Source organism: Dokdonella sp., from assembly GCF_051958935.1.
Taxonomy (GTDB): Bacteria; Pseudomonadota; Gammaproteobacteria; order Xanthomonadales; family Rhodanobacteraceae; genus Dokdonella_A.
In genome coordinates this window covers 1-16697 of sequence record NZ_JBQCFP010000006.1, presented here as the reverse complement: position 1 = coordinate 16697, position 16697 = coordinate 1, and the positions used below count along the sequence as shown (strand labels likewise).

14 protein-coding genes are annotated in these 16697 nt (G+C 67.8%); 2 read left to right on the top strand and 12 right to left on the bottom strand.

What is annotated here, in order from left to right; translation table 11 throughout:
- Positions 1–11: 11 nt before the first annotated feature.
- From ACTHK2_RS00615 to tviB, 10 genes are all read right to left on the bottom strand, one after another.
- Positions 12–1148, bottom strand: coding sequence for a glycosyltransferase (locus ACTHK2_RS00615; protein WP_440243641.1), 1137 nt, complete (start codon positions 1146–1148; stop codon positions 12–14).
- Positions 1141–2379, bottom strand: a complete 1239-nt coding sequence (locus ACTHK2_RS00610; protein ID WP_440243639.1) for a glycosyltransferase — start codon at positions 2377–2379, stop codon at positions 1141–1143. The genes ACTHK2_RS00615 and ACTHK2_RS00610 overlap by 8 nt, the downstream gene beginning before the upstream one ends.
- 3 nt (positions 2380–2382) lie before the next feature.
- Positions 2383–3525, bottom strand: coding sequence for a glycosyltransferase (locus ACTHK2_RS00605; protein WP_440243637.1), 1143 nt, complete (start codon positions 3523–3525; stop codon positions 2383–2385).
- Complete coding sequence (locus tag ACTHK2_RS00600; RefSeq protein WP_440243635.1) at positions 3522–4322, bottom strand: polysaccharide deacetylase family protein; 801 nt, start codon at positions 4320–4322, stop codon at positions 3522–3524. Before ACTHK2_RS00600 ends, ACTHK2_RS00605 begins: the two co-directional genes overlap by 4 nt.
- 10 nt (positions 4323–4332) lie before the next feature.
- Positions 4333–5637: a hypothetical protein gene (locus tag ACTHK2_RS00595; protein ID WP_440243633.1), complete on the bottom strand. Its 1305-nt coding sequence runs from the start codon at positions 5635–5637 to the stop codon at positions 4333–4335.
- A 103-nt stretch (positions 5638–5740) separates the two neighbouring features.
- Positions 5741–6514: a polysaccharide biosynthesis protein gene (locus ACTHK2_RS00590; RefSeq protein ID WP_440243631.1), complete on the bottom strand. Its 774-nt coding sequence runs from the start codon at positions 6512–6514 to the stop codon at positions 5741–5743.
- Entirely contained in the window at positions 6511–8064 is a 1554-nt protein-coding gene (locus ACTHK2_RS00585; RefSeq protein WP_440243629.1) for an XrtA system polysaccharide chain length determinant, read from the bottom strand. The genes ACTHK2_RS00590 and ACTHK2_RS00585 overlap by 4 nt, the downstream gene beginning before the upstream one ends.
- 17 nt (positions 8065–8081) lie before the next feature.
- Positions 8082–8669, bottom strand: a complete 588-nt coding sequence (locus ACTHK2_RS00580; protein ID WP_440243627.1) for an XrtA/PEP-CTERM system exopolysaccharide export protein — start codon at positions 8667–8669, stop codon at positions 8082–8084.
- A 211-nt stretch (positions 8670–8880) separates the two neighbouring features.
- On the bottom strand, positions 8881–9888 hold the full coding sequence (locus tag ACTHK2_RS00575) for an NAD-dependent epimerase (protein ID WP_440243625.1): 1008 nt from the start codon (positions 9886–9888) through the stop codon (positions 8881–8883).
- Between the two features lie 94 nt (positions 9889–9982).
- Positions 9983–11275 (bottom strand): Vi polysaccharide biosynthesis UDP-N-acetylglucosamine C-6 dehydrogenase TviB, encoded by a 1293-nt coding sequence (tviB, locus tag ACTHK2_RS00570; RefSeq protein WP_440243623.1) that lies wholly within the window; start codon positions 11273–11275, stop codon positions 9983–9985.
- Between the two features lie 210 nt (positions 11276–11485).
- On the opposite strand from tviB, the gene ACTHK2_RS00565 reads away from it, so the two are divergent.
- Together ACTHK2_RS00565 and ACTHK2_RS00560 are read left to right on the top strand one after the other, a co-directional pair.
- Positions 11486–11833, top strand: a complete 348-nt coding sequence (locus ACTHK2_RS00565; RefSeq protein ID WP_440243621.1) for a hypothetical protein — start codon at positions 11486–11488, stop codon at positions 11831–11833.
- The gene (locus ACTHK2_RS00560) at positions 11834–13459 is read left to right on the top strand and encodes an amidohydrolase family protein (RefSeq protein ID WP_440243619.1); all 1626 of its coding nucleotides are present in this window, start codon (positions 11834–11836) and stop codon (positions 13457–13459) included.
- Positions 13460–13613: 154 nt separating this feature from the next.
- Here the strand turns inward: ACTHK2_RS00560 and ACTHK2_RS00555 are convergent, their stop codons facing one another.
- Together ACTHK2_RS00555 and ACTHK2_RS00550 are read right to left on the bottom strand one after the other, a co-directional pair.
- Positions 13614–15485 carry a hypothetical protein gene (locus ACTHK2_RS00555; RefSeq protein WP_440243617.1) on the bottom strand — a complete coding sequence of 624 codons (1872 nt, stop codon included), beginning with the start codon at positions 15483–15485 and terminating at the stop codon, positions 13614–13616.
- Positions 15486–15637: 152 nt separating this feature from the next.
- Entirely contained in the window at positions 15638–16498 is an 861-nt protein-coding gene (locus ACTHK2_RS00550; protein ID WP_440243615.1) for a hypothetical protein, read from the bottom strand.
- Between the last annotated feature and the right edge of the window lie 199 nt (positions 16499–16697).

Sequence of the window (16697 nt, the reverse complement as noted above, 5' to 3'; positions counted from 1 at the left end):
TCGCGCATCGCTCAGCTCGCGCTCCGCGTGGCGCCGAGCACGCGCGCGTAGACTGCCTCGGTGCGGCGGACCATTTCGTCGACGGCGTAGCCGCACTCGGCATCGGCGCGCGCAGCGATGCCCAGGCGCGTGCGCAGGGCATCGTCGCCGGCCATGCGTTCGAGCGCCGAGGCGAGCGCGGCCGCATCGCCGCTCGGGAACAGCAACCCGTTGCGCTCGTGCTCGACGAGTTCGGGATTGCCGCCGACGTTCGAGGCGACCGGCGCGCATCCCGCGGCCATCGCTTCGAGCACGACGTTGGAGAGGCCTTCCTCGCGCGAGCAGAGCACGAGGAAATCCGCGCATTGCATCAGCGCCTGCGCGTCGCTGCGCTCGCCGAGGAAACGCAGGTCCTCGTCGAGGCCGAGTCGCGTCGCCTGCGCGCGCAGTTCCGCGTCGAGCGGTCCATTGCCGGCGAGCAGCAGGAACGGTCGCCGCTCGGGCGCGACGCGCGCGAGCGCATCGAGCAGCAGCGGGATGTTCTTGACCGCGACGAAACGGCCGACGAACAGGCCGCAGCAGCGGCCCGGCGGAACGCCAAGTGCGTCGCGGTCGTGCGTGCGTTGCGCCGGTGCGAGCGGCGCCGGCATCTCCACGCCGTTCGGCACGAGGCTGATCCGCGCGAGCGGCAGGCCGGTGTGCTCGGCGGTCGCGCGTGCACCGGCGCGCGCATTGGCGATGACCGCGTCCGCGCGCCGCACGATCCAGCGCTTGAAGCGCCACTGGCGGCGCGAGTGATGCAGGCACAGCCCGCGCACCGATGCGACGAACGCGCACGCTGGCGCCAGCGGCAGCAGCGCGCGCACCCACAGTTCCGCGGTCAGCGAATAGCAGTGCACGATGTCGTAACGGCCGCGGTGCAGGAGCGCCGCGAGGCGCAGCACGAAGCGCGGATCGATGCGGCCGTGCTTGGGCAGCTCGTGCACACGGATGCCCGCCTCGACGAGGCGGTCGGCGAGGAACGAGCGGTTGCGGAAGAACAGCAGGTCCGCCTGCCAGCGCGTGCGATCGAGGCCGGCGAGCAGGTGCGCGATCTGGCGCTGGCTGCCGCCGACTTCCATCTCGTCGCTGACGACGAGTACGCGCGCCCGGGAACCTGCGTCAGCCATGCACGACCTTCGCGAAGCAGTCGAACAGGCGTCCGGCTTCGATGCGCACGTCGAACTCGCGCTCGACCTTGGCGCGGCCGGCGGCCGCGTACGCATCGCCGAGCGCGGGGTCGGCGAGCAGCGCGGCGATCGCATCGGCGAGCGCGACGGCGTCGCGCTGTTCGACGATGCGGCCGCTGACGCCGTCGTCGATGAGTTCGGGGATGCCCGACACGCGCGTGCTGACCACGGGCAGGCCGGCCGCCATCGCCTCCGTGAGCACGTTCGGGATCCCGTCGGCGTTGCCTTCGGGCGTGACCACGCACGGCATCACCATGAGCGTCGATTCGGCCATCGCCCGGCGCACCTCGGTCTGCGGCTTGGCGCCGACGAAGGCGACGCGGTCCTGCAGGCCGAGTTCGTCGCGTTGCGCCTCGAGCCGCCCGCGTTCCTCGCCTTCGCCGATTACGACGCTGTCGAAGGCGATGCCGCGATCGCGCAGCAGCGCGAGCGCGGGCAACAGCACGTCGAAACCCTTGATCGGGTCGAGCCGTCCGACCGACAACAACCGGTGTGGCAGGCGGCCGGCGCGCGAGTACGCCGTTTCCCCGAGTTCGAGCGCCGAATGCATGACCTGGATCGGCACCGAGCCGGGCGGATCGATCCAGCGCTGCATGTGGCGCACGTTGTTGCGCGTGATCGTCACTGCGAGATCCGTCGCGGCGAGCTTGGCCGCCATCATGTGGTCTTCGACGAAGATGTCGTGCGCGCGGCTGGTGAACGAGAACGGCTTGCCGAGCAGTCGCGACAGGAACCAGGCGACCGTCGCCGGGTAGGTCGCCCATGGCGCGTGCACGAGCTCGGCGCCGAATGCCTCGATGCGGCGCAGCTGGCCGGCGGCGCGGCACAGCGCGCCGAGGCTGTTGAACAGCACCTTCGGCTGGCGCCAGAGGCCGCCGACCAGGCGCGCGACGAAGCCGAGCGTGACGAGCGGCCGGCGCAGCACGAGGCCGAGGAAGGCGAACACCGATGCGACCGCGCCGCGCGGGTGCAGCGTGCGGTCGAGCAGCACCGCGGCGCGGTCCTGCACGATCTTCTCGCTCGCTGGCTTCAGCGACAGGATCGAAAGTTCCGCGCCGCGTTCGATCAGCGCGTGCATCTCGCGCACGATGAACGTCTCCGACCAACACGGGAACAGCGAGACGACGTAGAGGACGCGCAGCGGGGGGCGCGCGGAAGCGCTCGTGGCCATCGGTCAGGCGTCCCTGCGTCGCGTGACGGACCACGCCGCCGGCGCGCGCCCAGTGAGGAAATCGTGCAGGCCGAGCACCGCGTACGCGTTCATGCGCACGAAGGTCGCGATCACCCGCACCGGCGCGATGCGCAGCAGCCCGGGCTTGTGCACCGTCGCGAGAGCGAGGCCGTAGAACGCGATCTGCGCGAGCGCGAGCAGCGTCCATTTCGGCGATTCGGCGATCAGCGCGAGGTTGCTCACGAACGCCGCGAGCATGAACCACGGCGCGAGCAGGCGCAGCCACTTGTGTCCCCACAGGCGCCAGCCGAGCGGATGCGCCCACGGCAGCAGCAGCGACGGATCGCGCGCGATCAGCTGGAAGTTGCCGGCGAGCGTGCGGCGCTTGCGCAGCGATTCGATCGCCGCATCCTTCGACGGCCGGTCCCAGGCGCGCGCCTCGCTGCTGAAGACGATGCGCGAGCCGTCGCGGGCGATCTGCAGCGGGATCCACAGGTCGTCGAGGATCAGCCCTTCCGGGATCTGCGGCAGCAACGCGCGGCGTGCGGCGTAGAGCGCCCCGCTGACCCCGACCACCGAGCCGCTCTCGGCTTCGTGGCTACGGATGAAGGTTTCGTAGCGCCAGTAGAAATCGATGCCGTCGCCGTAGTCGCTGTAGCTGCGCTCGAACGCGAGTTCGCCGCCGACGGCGCCGACGCGCGGGTCGGACAGCAGTCGCAACAACGCGCGCAGTGCATCGGACTCGATGCGCTGGCGCGCATCGGCGAACAGCACGACGTCGGCTTTGAGCTTGGGTACGATGTCGCCGAGGCAGGCCGACTTGCCGCGCCGCACGGGGAACACGTACGGGATCAGGCGCGGGTCGCCGAATTCGCGCAGCACGGTCGGCGTGTGGTCTTCGGAGCCGTCCGAGGCGACGTGGAAGCGGAGCTTGTCCGGCGGATAGTCGAGCGCAGTGACGTTCTTCAGCTTCGCGGCGAGCTCGTCGGCGGCATCGTGCGCGACGATGACGACATCGACGTTCGGTTCCCAGTCCGACGGCTGCACGCGGCGCGGCCGGTACAGCGCGTGCGCGAGGATCGCGAGCGGGTAGCCGAGATAGGTCCAGCCGAGCGCGATCACGCTCAGCACGAAGGTCCACTTCATCGGGCACGATCTCCCTGGCCGAGCAGCCGGCCGCGCAATCGTTCGTAGCGGCGATCGCCGAGTGCGCGCTTGGCGAAGCCGAGCACGCCGTAGCGCAGGCGCGCGCGGGCGATGCCGCGACCGGCGATCCAGTCCTCGAGCGTGGTGACGTCGAGAGCCGCGGTCACGCTCATGCGGGGCAGCGCGCGCGTGGTCGCGGCGGCGTCGAGGACGCCGGGTTCGGAACCGAACACGCATGCGTAGCCGCATTCGCGCGCGATCAAGGGCAGGTCGGCGCGCATGCGTCCGCCCGGCGGTGCGAGCAGGGTGACCGCGCTGCCGATGTGATCCTCGATCGCGAGGCGCGAGCGCAGCAGGTCGTCGCGCAAGGCGCGGTCGTCGAGTTCGGTGAAGTAGCGGTGGTTCCAGCCGTGCGACTGGATCGACATCCCGGCGGCCGCCATCTCACGCAGCTCGGGCCAGCCCGCGAGGCCGGCTTGCCCGACCTTGCCCGGGTTGACGAAGAAATCCGCGCCCAGGCCGCGCGCGGCGAGCATCGGCCAGGCGAGTGCATGGTTGCTCGCGTGGCCGTCGTCGAACGTGAGCACGGCGGCCCGTCCCGGCGCGGCGAGCCAGTCGCGCGCGCTCGTCGCGCCACCGGCGACGCGCACGAGCGCGTCGAGCTGCGCCGCGAAACGCGACGCCTCGACCGTGTAGTGCGGGTCCTGCGCGGCGTCCGGGCTGCCCGGCCCGGCGATGGCGTGGTACATGAGGGCGATGCTGCGCGTCGCCGTGCTGGAGGGAGTCGCTTCGATCATCCGTCCGTCGTCAGCGCGTGTAGATCACGGAAAGGATGATCGCATTGTCGGAGTAGCCGGCCTCGCGCAGCGTGCTGTCGCGCACCGCGTGCGTGCCGCGCAGCGCCCAGGTCCAGTGGCTCGTCTGCCGCCACGACAACGCCATCGAATAGCTCTCGTCGGTATCGGTGCGGTCGAGCTCGCTGTAGCGGCGATGCTCGCGCCCGGTCGACAGCGACAGGCCGAAGGTCGGGCGGAACAGCCAGTTGAACGTCGCGGTCCAGCCGAACGAACGCTGGCTGAAGAACTCGCCTTCGATGTAGTCGATCTTGCGCCAGAACGGAGCGACGTTGAAGTTGTAGCTCTCCTCGCGATGGTTGAAATCGAGCCCGATGCGCTTCTCGACGTAGAGCTGCGGCGAGATCACCGCGCCGTTGCGGCCGCTGCCGACGCCGAGGTTGCCGATCGATGCGGGATCGATGACGAGGTCCTGGCTCGCATCGGCGAACTGGCGCGCCGCGCTCACGCCGAGGTCGGTCGCGGGCGAGGGCATCCAGCGCAGGCCCAGGCTGAGCAGGGTGCCGGAGCGGTCGTCCGGGCCGCGCAGGTCGACCCAGCTGTAGCCTGCGGCGGCGTCGAGCTTGAGCGTGTTGGTGGTGTGTTCGTAGCCGATGTAGGCGTCCTGGCGGTCGTAGTCGAACGGCCGCGACTCGACTTCGTCGTAACGCACGCGCGACGCGGTCAGCGATCCGCTGACGGTGTCGAGCGCGCCGAGCAGCCAGGCCAGGCGCGCGGCGGCGCTGAAGCGGTCGCTGTCGAAGTTGTTCGTCTCTTCGGCGTAGGTATTGGTGTAGCGCAGGTCCAGGCGCCCGCGCAGGTTGTCGCCGAGGCGCGCGCGCCAGGTCGGCCCGGTGCTGAACACGTTGGTCTGCTGCTGGTTGCTCGGCACGTCCGCCTGCAGCACGTTGACCGGCTGCCGCCCGAGGTAGTCCTCGGCGACCCAGTCGAACCGTTCGGGGCTGATCGACCACGTCGCAATGCCCGACAGCAGCCCGCGCAATTCGTCGGAGAACTTGCCGCCGAGGTAGTCGCGGTACGACACGCTGCCCGCGGCGGTCGCGCTGAGCATCGCGCCCTGCTGCTTGAAGCCGAATGCGAGGGTCGGCGTCAGCACGGTCTCGTCGACCGGGTTGTCGTGGCTGAGGTTGATGTTGTCGTTCTGCTCGAGTTCGATGCCGACGCTGTAGTTCAGCGCGGGCTCCGCCTGCGCCAGGGGTGCGCCGGCCGCGGCGAACGCGACCCCGGCGACGAACCAGCCGCGATGGGTGATGCGCATTGGTCTCCCCTCCCTATCAACCAGCGGTTCCGGCATGCACGGGAACCGACCCCGCGAGCCGGTACATCACGTTTTCCTCGTCACGCATGCCGCGCCGTGCGGGTCAGGGCAATTCGTCGAACACCACGCCGGCGAAGCGGTTCGGATCGAAGATCGCCGCCGCCTGCGCGATCGCCGCCGGCGTGTCGCGCCCGTAACCGGCCACGAGCACGACGAAGTCGGCGAGGTCGGACAGGATGCGCGCGTCCGGCGAACCCTTCACCGCGGGGCCGTCGAGGAACAGGTAACGATCCGGATAGCGGCAGCGCAGCGAATCGAGTGCGGCGCGCATGCGGAACGAGGAAAAATATTCGCCGCTCGTCTCGCGCGGCTTGCCCGACGGGATCAGGCGCAGGCGCGGGATGCCGGTGCGGTGGATGATCGGTTCCATACCCATCGCCGGGTGGTCGAGGTAGTCGATCAGGCCAGGCTCGGGCTCGGTGCCCAATGCCTTGTGCTGCGCGGCGTGGCGCGGATTGCAGTCGATCAGCAGCGCGGTCTTCGCCTCGTCGAACGCGAATGCGGCGGCAAGGTTGCGCGCGACGAAGCTGCCGCCGGATTTGGGGCTGACCGGCGCGATCATCGTCACGAAGTTCTGGTCACCGCCGAGCGCGAGCAGGCGCGTGCGGATTTCGCGGAAGGCGTCGGCCTGCGGGCGCACCGAGTCGTCGCGATGGATCAGGCGCTTCTCGTCGAGCTGGCGCGGCGTCAGCGCGTTCGGCTCGGCCATGCGCGCGATCGAGCGGCTCGCGCTCGTGCGCACGCCGAGCTTGTTCGCGGCGGCTTCGAGCGCGCCGCCGACGTGGTCGGCCGGCTTGCCGCTGTCACCCGCGCTCATCGCATGACCTCCAGGCGGATCCAGTACATCGCCGCGTAGGTGAGCAGCACGCCGACGATGATGACGAGCAGCACCGTGCCGTGCAATGCACTGCGGCGGCGGTCCGCGGGTGTCGGATAGGCGGGGATCGTCGCCAGCACCGGCACGCCGGCCATGCGTTCGATCTGCGCTGCCGAGCGCACGCGCGGGTCGAAACGCGCGTAGCCGAACAGCAGGCCGAGCGGCAGCAGGATGCCGAGCACGAGCCCTGCGATCGCGAAATGCATGAGGCGAAGTCCCGACGGGCGTACCGGCATCACGGCCGGTTCCTGGATGCGGAAGGTCAGGCCCTGCTGCTTGGCGTCGAGGTCCATCGACACGCGTGCGTTCTCGCGGCGCTTGAGCAGGTCCTGGTAGATGTCGCGGTTCACTTCGTAGTCGCGCGTGAGTTCGGACAACGCGTTCTCCGAATTGGCGATGCGCTTGCTGCGTTCGAGCTCCGCCGCGAGCATGCCCTCGGTGACGCTGAGGCGCGACGCGACCGCCGAGCCATTGCGGCGCGCTTCGTTGAGCTTGCTGCGCAGTTCCTGGTAGAGGGGGTTGTACTGGTTGCTGTCGTCGACCTGCGACGGGCCCTTGCTCGGCTTGGGCGCGAGTGCGCGCTGCTGCTCGTCGCGCCTGAGCGAATCCTGGATGTCCTGGATCTGGTGACGGATGCGCACGACGTCGGGATAGTCGTCGGTGTAGGTGAGCAGCAGGCGGTCAAGCTGGTTCTGGAGCTCGGCGAGCTGCACGCGGTAGGTGCTCGCGCGCGTCTGCACCGCGGTGATCTCCGATTCGCCCGACACCTGCGAGACGAGCGCGCTCTCGCGCGAGCGCTGCTCCATGAGTTCGAGGCGTGCCTGCTCGATCTGGCTGCGCAGCTGCGCGATGCGGCTGTTGCTGTCGGCCTCGCCGCCCGGGCGCGCGTCGACGTTCGCCTCGCGATACGCCTTGAGCTTGTCCTCGGCGTCGGTGAGCTTCCTGTGGTACGACTCGACCTGGCCGTCGATGAACTCGAACGCGTTGCGGCTCTCGCGCTCCTTCGCGGCGAGGCTTTCCTGGATGAACAGCTCGGCCAGCCGCTGCGTCACGTGGAACGAGCGCTCGGGCTGGTTGTCGGCGTAGGTGATCTGGATCAGGTTGTCGCGCGGGCTCGTGATCTTCGTGCGGTCGGTGATCGACTCGATCATGCGGTCCTGCTCCACCGCCGACGGCTGCTTGTCGAGCCAGCCGCCAGCGCCGAGGATCTCGTTCATGACCTTGCGGCTGAAGATCACCTCGCGCGCGATCGAAGCGCGGTCGGCGACGCCGGTGGCGACGGCGCGGCCTTCCATGAGGCCGGTCACGATGTTGCTTTCCTGCACCAGGATCGTCGTCGACGATTCGTACTTGCGCGGCAGAGACACGCCGATCACCAGCGCGGCGATCGCGATGACGGCGAACATCGTGCCGAGCGCGAGCTTGCGCCGGCGTGCTTCGGTCAGCAGCACCGGGACCAGTTCGCCCAGCGGCACCATTGCGTTCGCCATCTCGCCGCTCCGCCCGGTCAGAACACGCGTTCGGGGACGGTGATCACGTCGCCCGGCTGCGCCGGATAGTTCGTCGACAGGTCGCCCTTGCGGAGGATCTGGTCGAGCCGCACAGCGTAGGCGCGCGTGCTTTCGCCTTCCTTGCGGTAGAGCTCGGTGCGGTCGCCGGAAGCGAACTCGGTGGTGCCGCCGGCGGCGAGCACCGCATCGAGCACGGTCATGCCCTGGCGGTAGGGCACCGAGACCGGGTTGCGCACCGCACCGGTCACGCGCCCGCGCGAGAGGTACTCGTGGCTTCGCAACTCGGTCAGGATCACCGCGACCTGCGGATCGCGGATGTAGGTCTTGAGCTTATCGGCGATCTCGGCCGAGACCTCCTCGGGCGTCTTGCCGCCGGTCATGACGTCGCCGACGAGCGGGATCGAGATCATGCCGTCGGGGCGCACCGGCACCTTGGCGTTGAGGTCGGGGTTGTGCCAGACCGACACCTCGACGATGTCGTCGACGCCGATCCGGTAGACGCTGACCGCCTGCGCTGCGGGGTTGACCTGCGGGGTTCCGGTGCTCGCGCCGGGTCCTGCAGCACAGGCCTGCAAAATCAACATGATAGCGATCAAAACCAGCCGGACGAATGGCGACATGGCGCGCTCCCTCCCTATGGAAATGTGAACCCTATCACACTTTCATGGCGGCCCAGCGGAGTGCGGGCCGACCGGCGGACGCCCTTCATCGTCCGCCGCCGTGCGCAGAATAATCCACTTGTGGGAGGCGCGCGCAGCCGGATCGCGCCACTGCGGGCGCGGCGCCGGCGCCTGCTCAGACCGGGTAGAACGCGCGGTACCAGTCGACGAAGCGACCGATGCCGACCTCGACCGGCGTCGACGGTGCGTAGCCGGTGTCGCGCGAGAGCTCGGCGACGTCGGCGAACGTGTCCGGCACGTCGCCCGGCTGCAGCGGCAGCAGGATCTTCTCGGCGCTGCGGCCGAGCTTCTGCTCGAGCACCTCGATGTAGTGCGCGAGCTCGACCGGCTGGTTGTTGCCGATGTTGTAGACGCGGTACGGCGCGGCCGACGAGCCGGGATTGGGCTCGAGTGGATCGAACGAAGGATCCCCCGCGGGCACGCGGTCGAGCGTGCGCACCACGCCCTCGACGATGTCGTCGATGTAGGTGAAGTCGCGCGTGTGCTTGCCGTGGTTGAACACCTCGATCGGCTCGCCGGCGAGGATCTTGCGCGTGAACAGGAACAGCGCCATGTCGGGCCGTCCCCACGGGCCGTACACGGTGAAGAAGCGCAGGCCCGTGGTCGGCAGCTGGTACAGGTGGCTGTAGGTATGCGCCATCAGTTCGTTCGCCTTCTTCGTCGCGGCGTACAGGCTGACCGGGTGGTCGACGGCGTCCTGTACCGAGAACGGCAGCTTGCGGTTGGCGCCGTAGACCGAACTCGACGAGGCGTAGACGAGGTGCTCGACGCCGCCATGGCGGCAGGCTTCCAGCACGTTGATGAAGCCGACCAGGTTGGCCTCGATGTACGCGTACGGATTGGTCAGCGAATAGCGCACGCCGGCTTGCGCAGCGAGGTTGACCACGCGCTGCGGGCGGAAGTCGGCGAATGCGCCCTCGAGCGCCGGGCGATCCTCGAGCGAGGCGCGCACGAAACGGAAGTTCGCATGCGGAGTCAGCCGGGCGAGCCGCGCTTCCTTGAGCGTGGGGTCGTAGTAGTCGTTGAGGTTGTCGTAGCCGAGCACTTCGTCGCCACGCGCGAGCAGGCGATGGCTCAGCGTGGATCCGATGAAGCCGGCGGCGCCGGTGACGAGGATGCGCATGTGTCTTCTCCATGGGCCGGTCGCGCTTCGCGTCCCGGCGATCTTGCCGTTTCTTCACGCACGCCGCGGCGGCACGCGCGGCGCGCGTACCGCCCTACAGGCGGTCGTCGACGAGGTCGCGCGGCAGCGCCTGCTTGACGTCGAACAGCACGCAGCCGGGCTTGCCGAGCGCGCGGATGCGCTCGATGCCGAGTTCGAGGAACTGCCGGTGCGCGACGGCGAGGATCACTGCGTCGTAGCGGCCGGGCACGAGTTCGGGCACGAGGTCCAGGCCGTATTCGTGGCGTGCTTCGTCGGCGCTGACCCAGGGGTCGTACACCTCGACGTTGGCGTGGTAGCTCTTGAACTCGCCGACCACGTCGGTCACGCGCGTGTTGCGCAGGTCCGGGCAGTTCTCCTTGAACGCGAGCCCGAGCACGAGCACGTTCGCGCCCGCGGCGTGGATGCGCCGCTGCGTCATGAGCTTGATCACGCGCTGCGCGACGTGTTGGCCCATGCCGTCGTTGATGCGCCGGCCGGACAGGATCACTTCCGGGTGGTAGCCGATCTGCTGCGCTTTATGCGTGAGGTAGTACGGATCGACGCCGATGCAGTGTCCGCCGACGAGGCCGGGGCGGAACGGCAGGAAGTTCCACTTGGTGCCTGCCGCGGCGAGCACTTCGGCGGTGTCGATGCCGAGTCGGTGGAAGATCAGCGCGAGTTCGTTGATGAGCGCGATGTTGAGGTCGCGCTGCGTGTTCTCGATCACCTTCGCCGCTTCGGCGACGCGGATGCTCGACGCCTTGTGCGTGCCGGCCGTGACGACGCGCCGGTACAGCGCATCGACGAAGTCGGCTGCGGCCGGGGTCGAACCCGACGTCACCTTGAGGATCGTCTCGAGGCGGTGTTCCTTGTCACCCGGATTGATGCGCTCCGGGCTGTAGCCGGCGTAGAAGTCGACGTTGAAGCGCAGCCCCGACTCGCGTTCGATGATCGGCACGCACACTTCCTCGGTCGCGCCCGGGTACACGGTCGACTCGAACACGACGACCGCGCCGCGGCCGATCGCCCTGCCGACCGTGCGGCTCGCCGAGACGAGCGGCGTGAGGTCGGGGCGCTTGGCGTCGTCGATCGGCGTCGGCACGGTCACGATGAACACGTTGCACGCCTTCAGGTCGTCCGCTTCCGCGCTGAAACGCAGCTGCGGCGTCGCCGCGAGTTCCTCGCTGGACACCTCGAGCGTATGGTCGCGATGCTCGCGCAGCTCCGCGATGCGCGCCTGGTTGATGTCGAAGCCGAGCGTCGGCAGGTGGCGGCCGAAGCCGACCGCGAGCGGCAGACCGACATAACCGAGGCCGATGACGGCAACGCGGGTATCGTCGGGGCGGGGCAGAGCGGCAGCGTCCATTCGGGGCTCCGGCAGGCTGAGGGGAAGCCGGGCAGGCGCGACCCACGGATGGATCGCTGCATCGAGAAAAGGCGCACGGTCCGATTCCCGACTTCCTGCTAGGCGGCGCGCAAGTCTAGCAAGAGCGATCCGTCGCAGGGGTTGCCTTTGGCAGGGGTGCGCGGAGCCGTGGCCTCGCTAAGCTCGCGGCGTCGCCCAACGGAGTCCGCCATGTCGCGCTTCCTTGCCGTTGCACTGCTCGCTGTCGGCGCCGCCCATGCGGCCGCCGCGACGCGTACCGACACGATCACGATCCAGGGCAATGCGGCCGGCACGCAGACCGTCGCCACCACCGGCGGCCGCATGCACGCCGAGTATTCCTACAACGATCGCGGTCGCGGCGACCACATCGTCGCCGAGTGGACGCTCGACGACGCGGGCCGGCCGATTACCTACCGGGGGCGCGGCAACGACTACATGAAGGCGCCGGTCGAGGAGCGTTTCGACATCGCCGACGGCAAGGCGAGCTGGCACAACCGCACCGAAGACGGCAGCGCGCCGGCGGCGGGCGCGTTCTAGGTGCCGGCCAACCCGCCGCCGGAGTTCCTCGGCGTGCTCGCACGCGCGCTGTTGAAAGCGCCCGGCCATCGGCTCGCGTTGCTGCCGATGGGCGAGGCGACGATCGAGGCGCATGGCAGCGCGCGCGTCGGCGGCCGCGAGCTGCACCAGTACCGCATCGGCGGCCTCGCCTTCACGCCACAACCGATCTGGCTCGATGGCGACGGTGCCACCGCGGCGATCGTGTCGGGCTGGTTCTCGGTCGTGCCGGAAGCGCTGGCAAAGAACCTCGAGCCGCTGCAGGCTGCACAGGACGCCGCCGACAACGCGTGGTCGGCGCGCCTCGCGCGCGAACTCGTGCGCATGCCGAAGGGCGGCCTGCTGATCCGCGACGCGCGCGTGTTCGATCCGCGCGACCTCTCCGTGAGCGAGCACACGAGCGTGCTCGTGCGCGGCGAGCGCGTCGTGCGCGTCGCGCCCGACGCGGCGCTGCAGGCGGTCGCCGACGCCGAGGTGGTCGACGCGCATGGCCGCTTCCTCATGCCCGGCCTGTGGGACAACCACCAGCATTTCAGCGACGTCGACGGCCTGCTCGACCTCGCCAACGGCGTGACCAGCGCACGCGACATGGCGAACGATACCGATGCGTTCCTCAAGCGCGTCGCGCGCTTCGACGACGGCAGCGAGATCGGCCCGCGCGTGCTCAAGGCCGGCATCATCGACGGCACCGGCGAACTCGCCGGGCCGACCAGGATGCGCGTCGACACGGCCGAGGACGCGATCAAGGACGTCGACTGGTATGCCGACCATGGTTACGCGCAGATCAAGATCTACTCGTCGATCAAACCCGAACTCATGCCGGTCATCGCCGCGCGCGCGCACGAGCGCGGCCTGCGCGTGAGTGGTCACGTGCCCGCCTTCATGTCGGCGCGGCAGTTCGTCGAGGGCGGCGCCGACGAAATCCAGCACCTCAATTTCGTGATGCTCAATTTCCTCTATCCCGGCGTGAAGGAGACGCGCAACCGTGACCGCTTCATCAAGGTCGCCGAGCACGCGCGCGAATTCACGCCGGACAGGCCCGAGGTGCGCGAATTCATCGCGTTCCTCGAGGCGCGCCACACGGTGCTCGATCCCACCATGACGATCTTCGAGAACCTGTTCAACGGCGATCCGACCGCGATCGTGCCCGGCCTCGAAACGATCGCGCCGCGCCTGCCGCCGCAGGTGCGGCGCGGTCTCTACGGCAACTCGCTGCCGGTGCCGAAGGGCCAGGAAGACGCGTATCGCGCTGCATTCCCGGCGATGCTCGCGCTGCTGAAATCGCTGCACGACGCCGGCGTGACGATCATTCCCGGAACCGATGCGCTCGCCGGCTATCAGCTGCACCACGAACTCGAACTGTATGCGAAGGCGGGTATCGCACCCGCCGAAGTGCTGCGCATGGCGACGCTCGCGCCGGCCGAAGTCATGGGCGTCACGCGCGACCGCGGCGCGATCGCGCCGGGCAAGTACGCCGACATGGTGCTCGTCGACGGCGATCCGACGCGCGACATCGCCGACATCCGCAACGTCGCCACCGTGATCAAGGGCGGCAAGCTGTACGACCCGGCCGGGATCGAGCGCGCACTCGGCATCGCGCCGCGGTGAACGTCCGGACCGTGACGCGCAGTTTCGGCGCTGAGCTCGCGCAGGAGCGCGGCACATCGATGCGCGCGCGCAAGTCGCGTGGCCGTACCGGTCCGCGTGAAGCACCTGCGCCGGACGTGGCGGCGGATTTCGGCCGCCACGCTTTCATCATCCGTCAGTGCGTTGCGTAGATGGTGAGCTCACCGAGCTTCGTCGCGGAAGAACAATTGACCGCATTGCCCGGTGCATAGAACCGATATCCATAGGTCGAACCGACGGGAATCGACACCGTGGTCTTGCCGACGGGCGGTGTGCTGAGACCGCTCCAGGTCCATGGGCCGCCATCGACCTTGCCGCACCAGTCGAGTTGACTATACGCCGCAGCGCTCCATGTAATGATGCTCAACCCAGATGCCGCTCCAGCCGGTACGACCACGTGAGCTGGATTTGCGGTGAACGTCGGCGACGAATTTGTCGCCCAATCCACCGTGAGTTCACCCAGGAGGTTGAACGATCCGCCCTGGCTTTGGCTTCCGTGCGGATAGAACCGATAGCCGTAGGTCGTGCCGACGGGCACAGACACGCCAGTCGACCCAGTGGCTGGCGTCGAAAGAGTGCCGCATTGCCAATTCCCAGCATTCGTTTTGCCGCACCAGTCGATGGCTTGGTAGCCCGGCGCGCTCCACGTAATCGTCGTGCTGCATGAGGCGCCGTTCGTTACGCCGTGCACCGGGTTGGCAGCGAATACAGGTGCGGGCGCCGCCACACCGCTCACCGTCAGCGTACCGAGCACGTTCGTCGTGTCGCCGTGCGGGAAGAACCGGAACCTGTATGTCGTCCCGACGACGATGTGATCGCCGGTGCTGCCCGTGGCGGGAATGTTCAATCCCGGTACGGGTGCCCAAGCGCCACCGTTAACGCTGCTCTGCAGATCGAGGGAGGGATAGGCGGTCGCTCGCCAGGAATACGCGAATGCCCCTGATGTCTGCGTTGCGGGAATCAGCACGGTCGTCGGCGTCATCGTGAAGGTCGGCGTCGGCGCGCCGGTGATCGTGATGTGCAGGGTTCTGAGCACGGTAGCGGCAGAGACGACGCCAATCTTTGCTTGCGAAGCGGGGCCGATGGATGCTGTGATCGTGTGCATGCCGGCGCTCAGGCGGCCCGCAATCGGTACGTTGCCACCGGATCCGAGCGCGCCGTCGATGTCGGACTTCCATTGAAGCTGGGACGTTTGCGATCCTGCGCTGGCAATCAGATTCGGGGCGGACTGGCTGTCGTAACTGGAGCCCTCGGCGGGAGAGGTGATCGAAATTTGCGATGCAGGTGCCCAGGTGAGATCGGACCACATTGAAGCGTGGTTATACGTCATATCGCCAGTGGCGAAACCCATGCCATTGTTGCTCTGCACAGTGACGATACCTAGTAGGCGTGCCGCAGCCAGGGTGCCGCCATATGGCGTGGCGAAGAGGGCGCCGCCGCTGCTACCCGGACTGACGTAGGCGTCGGTCATGCCGATGGCATAGTTGCCGTCGGCCGTCGGATGATAGAGCTCGTAGTACGTACCGTTCGACGAACTGCCGAACAATCCAACATTGGTACTGATATACGGGCGCGGATCGGTGAAATTGTCGACTCCATTGACTCGATTGGGATAATGCACCACGACGCGGGCTGGGCCGCTGCTGAAGCAGCCATTGGCATGATCGGGCCCGCTGGGGTTGAACCACGACATGTTTGCGCTTTCCCAGAATGGGTCGCTGGTCTCGAAGGAGGACGCGCAGGTCGCTGTGGTGCCGTTGCCGCTGTCGTGCGACGAGCTGATCTGGGCCGGCCTTGCGAAACCTTGCGGATTCGGATGTTGGATATTGGCGCGCAGATAAGCAAGGTCGCGGCCCTTCAGCGTGTTGGCGGCGAACGTGTAGCTGGGGTCGGGCGTCGCATCAACCGGGATCCAGCTCGTTGTCGCTGGAAGGTGATGCGCGGGCCGCACGCGGAAGCCTGTGAGTCGCTGGCCTGAGGAGCCGAAAAGCGTATGCGCGGCGGTCATGTAGACATAGAGGCCAACCTGGACCGCGCTGGCGGTAATGCCCGGCCCAGTGTCGGGCCTGTTGAGAACGGCAATCGTATTGTAGGGGTAGCTCGAGTCGGCCAGAGGCGCGGGGTTGCTAGCGCTTGGAACTGGCTGGATTATTTTTTTTTTCAGGCGCAGTCGGGGGGTAGGCTGGATTTGGAGGTAGCGTATTGCCTTCCGGGTCGGCAGCGACGGAACTCGTCGGAGTAGCCAAGATCCAATTGCACTGCGCGCAAGAGATCTCTCGCTTCTTCCATGGTGAGGCCGCGGCGAAGCGGCGGTTCCAGAAACACGCACACCTCTCCGCCGCGCCCGAGCGCATGCCAATAATATACGTCGTTGTATAAGGTATTGTTTCCTCCTCCAAGATTTTCCCACGCGGCATCGAACAGTCGGCTGTCCAGATCTTCAAAAGGAACGTGCGAGCAATCCATCAGCTGGCCCAGAGGTGGGAGTGTTGCGGGGACCATGTCCGGGCTTCTTGGAATCCCGATCCCGCTCGCGACCGCCGCACGCAGTTCCGCGAAGTGCTTCTCACCGATCCTCGCGCGAGCCGCCAGCTCCTCGGCCGTGGGCAGCCCTGGCATGAAGCGCTGCGTGTCCGGCATGAGCAATGCGGCGGAAAAATCCCTGCCTTCGGCCGCGGTGAGGCGACGATGAAGCGGCTCGGCGATGTAGAAGCAGAACTGCCCGTCAAGCTGGTCGTTGTCGTCGAGGTAGATGTTGTTGTACGAGTACTCCACGCCTTCGATGCCGACATGGGCGACCGATTCCTCCGGCTCTTTGCCCGCCGGACAATCGATGATATGAGAGTACGCGTGGTCGATCTGCTGTCGGACCGCTTCGGGTTCGTACGGTTTGCGTTCGGCTACCTTTGTGCGCAACGCGCCGAACAGCGCTTCATAGTCCTTTTCGACCGCCCGAGCCGGGCCGGCGGTGCAGACAACGGCGAGCAGTGCGCTCCATGCCGCATTCCTGATCCAGCTCATTCGTGCTCCTTGAATATACCTGGAAGAATGGAATCCCGATACGCGCGACGATCGAATGGCGAAATAGCACTTTCCATAAGATCGCGCATGGCACATTAGCTCTCCGTGCGCGAACTGTGCAAGCGCGCCATGGGCTACGGTACATGCAGTCCAGCCTCGCGAGGCGTGAGAATCGCTGAGTGATCGCGTGCGACACGGG

Bases quoted from the DNA above. Each gene is read 5' to 3' on its own strand.
- ACTHK2_RS00555 (WP_440243617.1), bottom strand. From the start codon at position 15,485: ATGACCGCCGCGCATACGCTTTTCGGCTCCTCAGGCCAGCGACTCACA.
- ACTHK2_RS00595 (WP_440243633.1), bottom strand. From the start codon at position 5,637: ATGCGCATCACCCATCGCGGCTGGTTCGTCGCCGGGGTCGCGTTCGCC.
- ACTHK2_RS00600 (WP_440243635.1), bottom strand. From the start codon at position 4,322: ATGATCGAAGCGACTCCCTCCAGCACGGCGACGCGCAGCATCGCCCTC.
- ACTHK2_RS00585 (WP_440243629.1), bottom strand. From the start codon at position 8,064: ATGGCGAACGCAATGGTGCCGCTGGGCGAACTGGTCCCGGTGCTGCTG.
- tviB (WP_440243623.1), bottom strand. From the start codon at position 11,275: ATGGACGCTGCCGCTCTGCCCCGCCCCGACGATACCCGCGTTGCCGTC.
- ACTHK2_RS00550 (WP_440243615.1), bottom strand. From the start codon at position 16,498: ATGAGCTGGATCAGGAATGCGGCATGGAGCGCACTGCTCGCCGTTGTC.
- ACTHK2_RS00580 (WP_440243627.1), bottom strand. From the start codon at position 8,669: ATGTTGATTTTGCAGGCCTGTGCTGCAGGACCCGGCGCGAGCACCGGA.
- ACTHK2_RS00565 (WP_440243621.1), top strand. From the start codon at position 11,486: ATGTCGCGCTTCCTTGCCGTTGCACTGCTCGCTGTCGGCGCCGCCCAT.
- ACTHK2_RS00615 (WP_440243641.1), bottom strand. From the start codon at position 1,148: ATGGCTGACGCAGGTTCCCGGGCGCGCGTACTCGTCGTCAGCGACGAG.
- ACTHK2_RS00610 (WP_440243639.1), bottom strand. From the start codon at position 2,379: ATGGCCACGAGCGCTTCCGCGCGCCCCCCGCTGCGCGTCCTCTACGTC.
- ACTHK2_RS00605 (WP_440243637.1), bottom strand. From the start codon at position 3,525: ATGAAGTGGACCTTCGTGCTGAGCGTGATCGCGCTCGGCTGGACCTAT.
- ACTHK2_RS00590 (WP_440243631.1), bottom strand. From the start codon at position 6,514: ATGAGCGCGGGTGACAGCGGCAAGCCGGCCGACCACGTCGGCGGCGCG.
- ACTHK2_RS00575 (WP_440243625.1), bottom strand. From the start codon at position 9,888: ATGCGCATCCTCGTCACCGGCGCCGCCGGCTTCATCGGATCCACGCTG.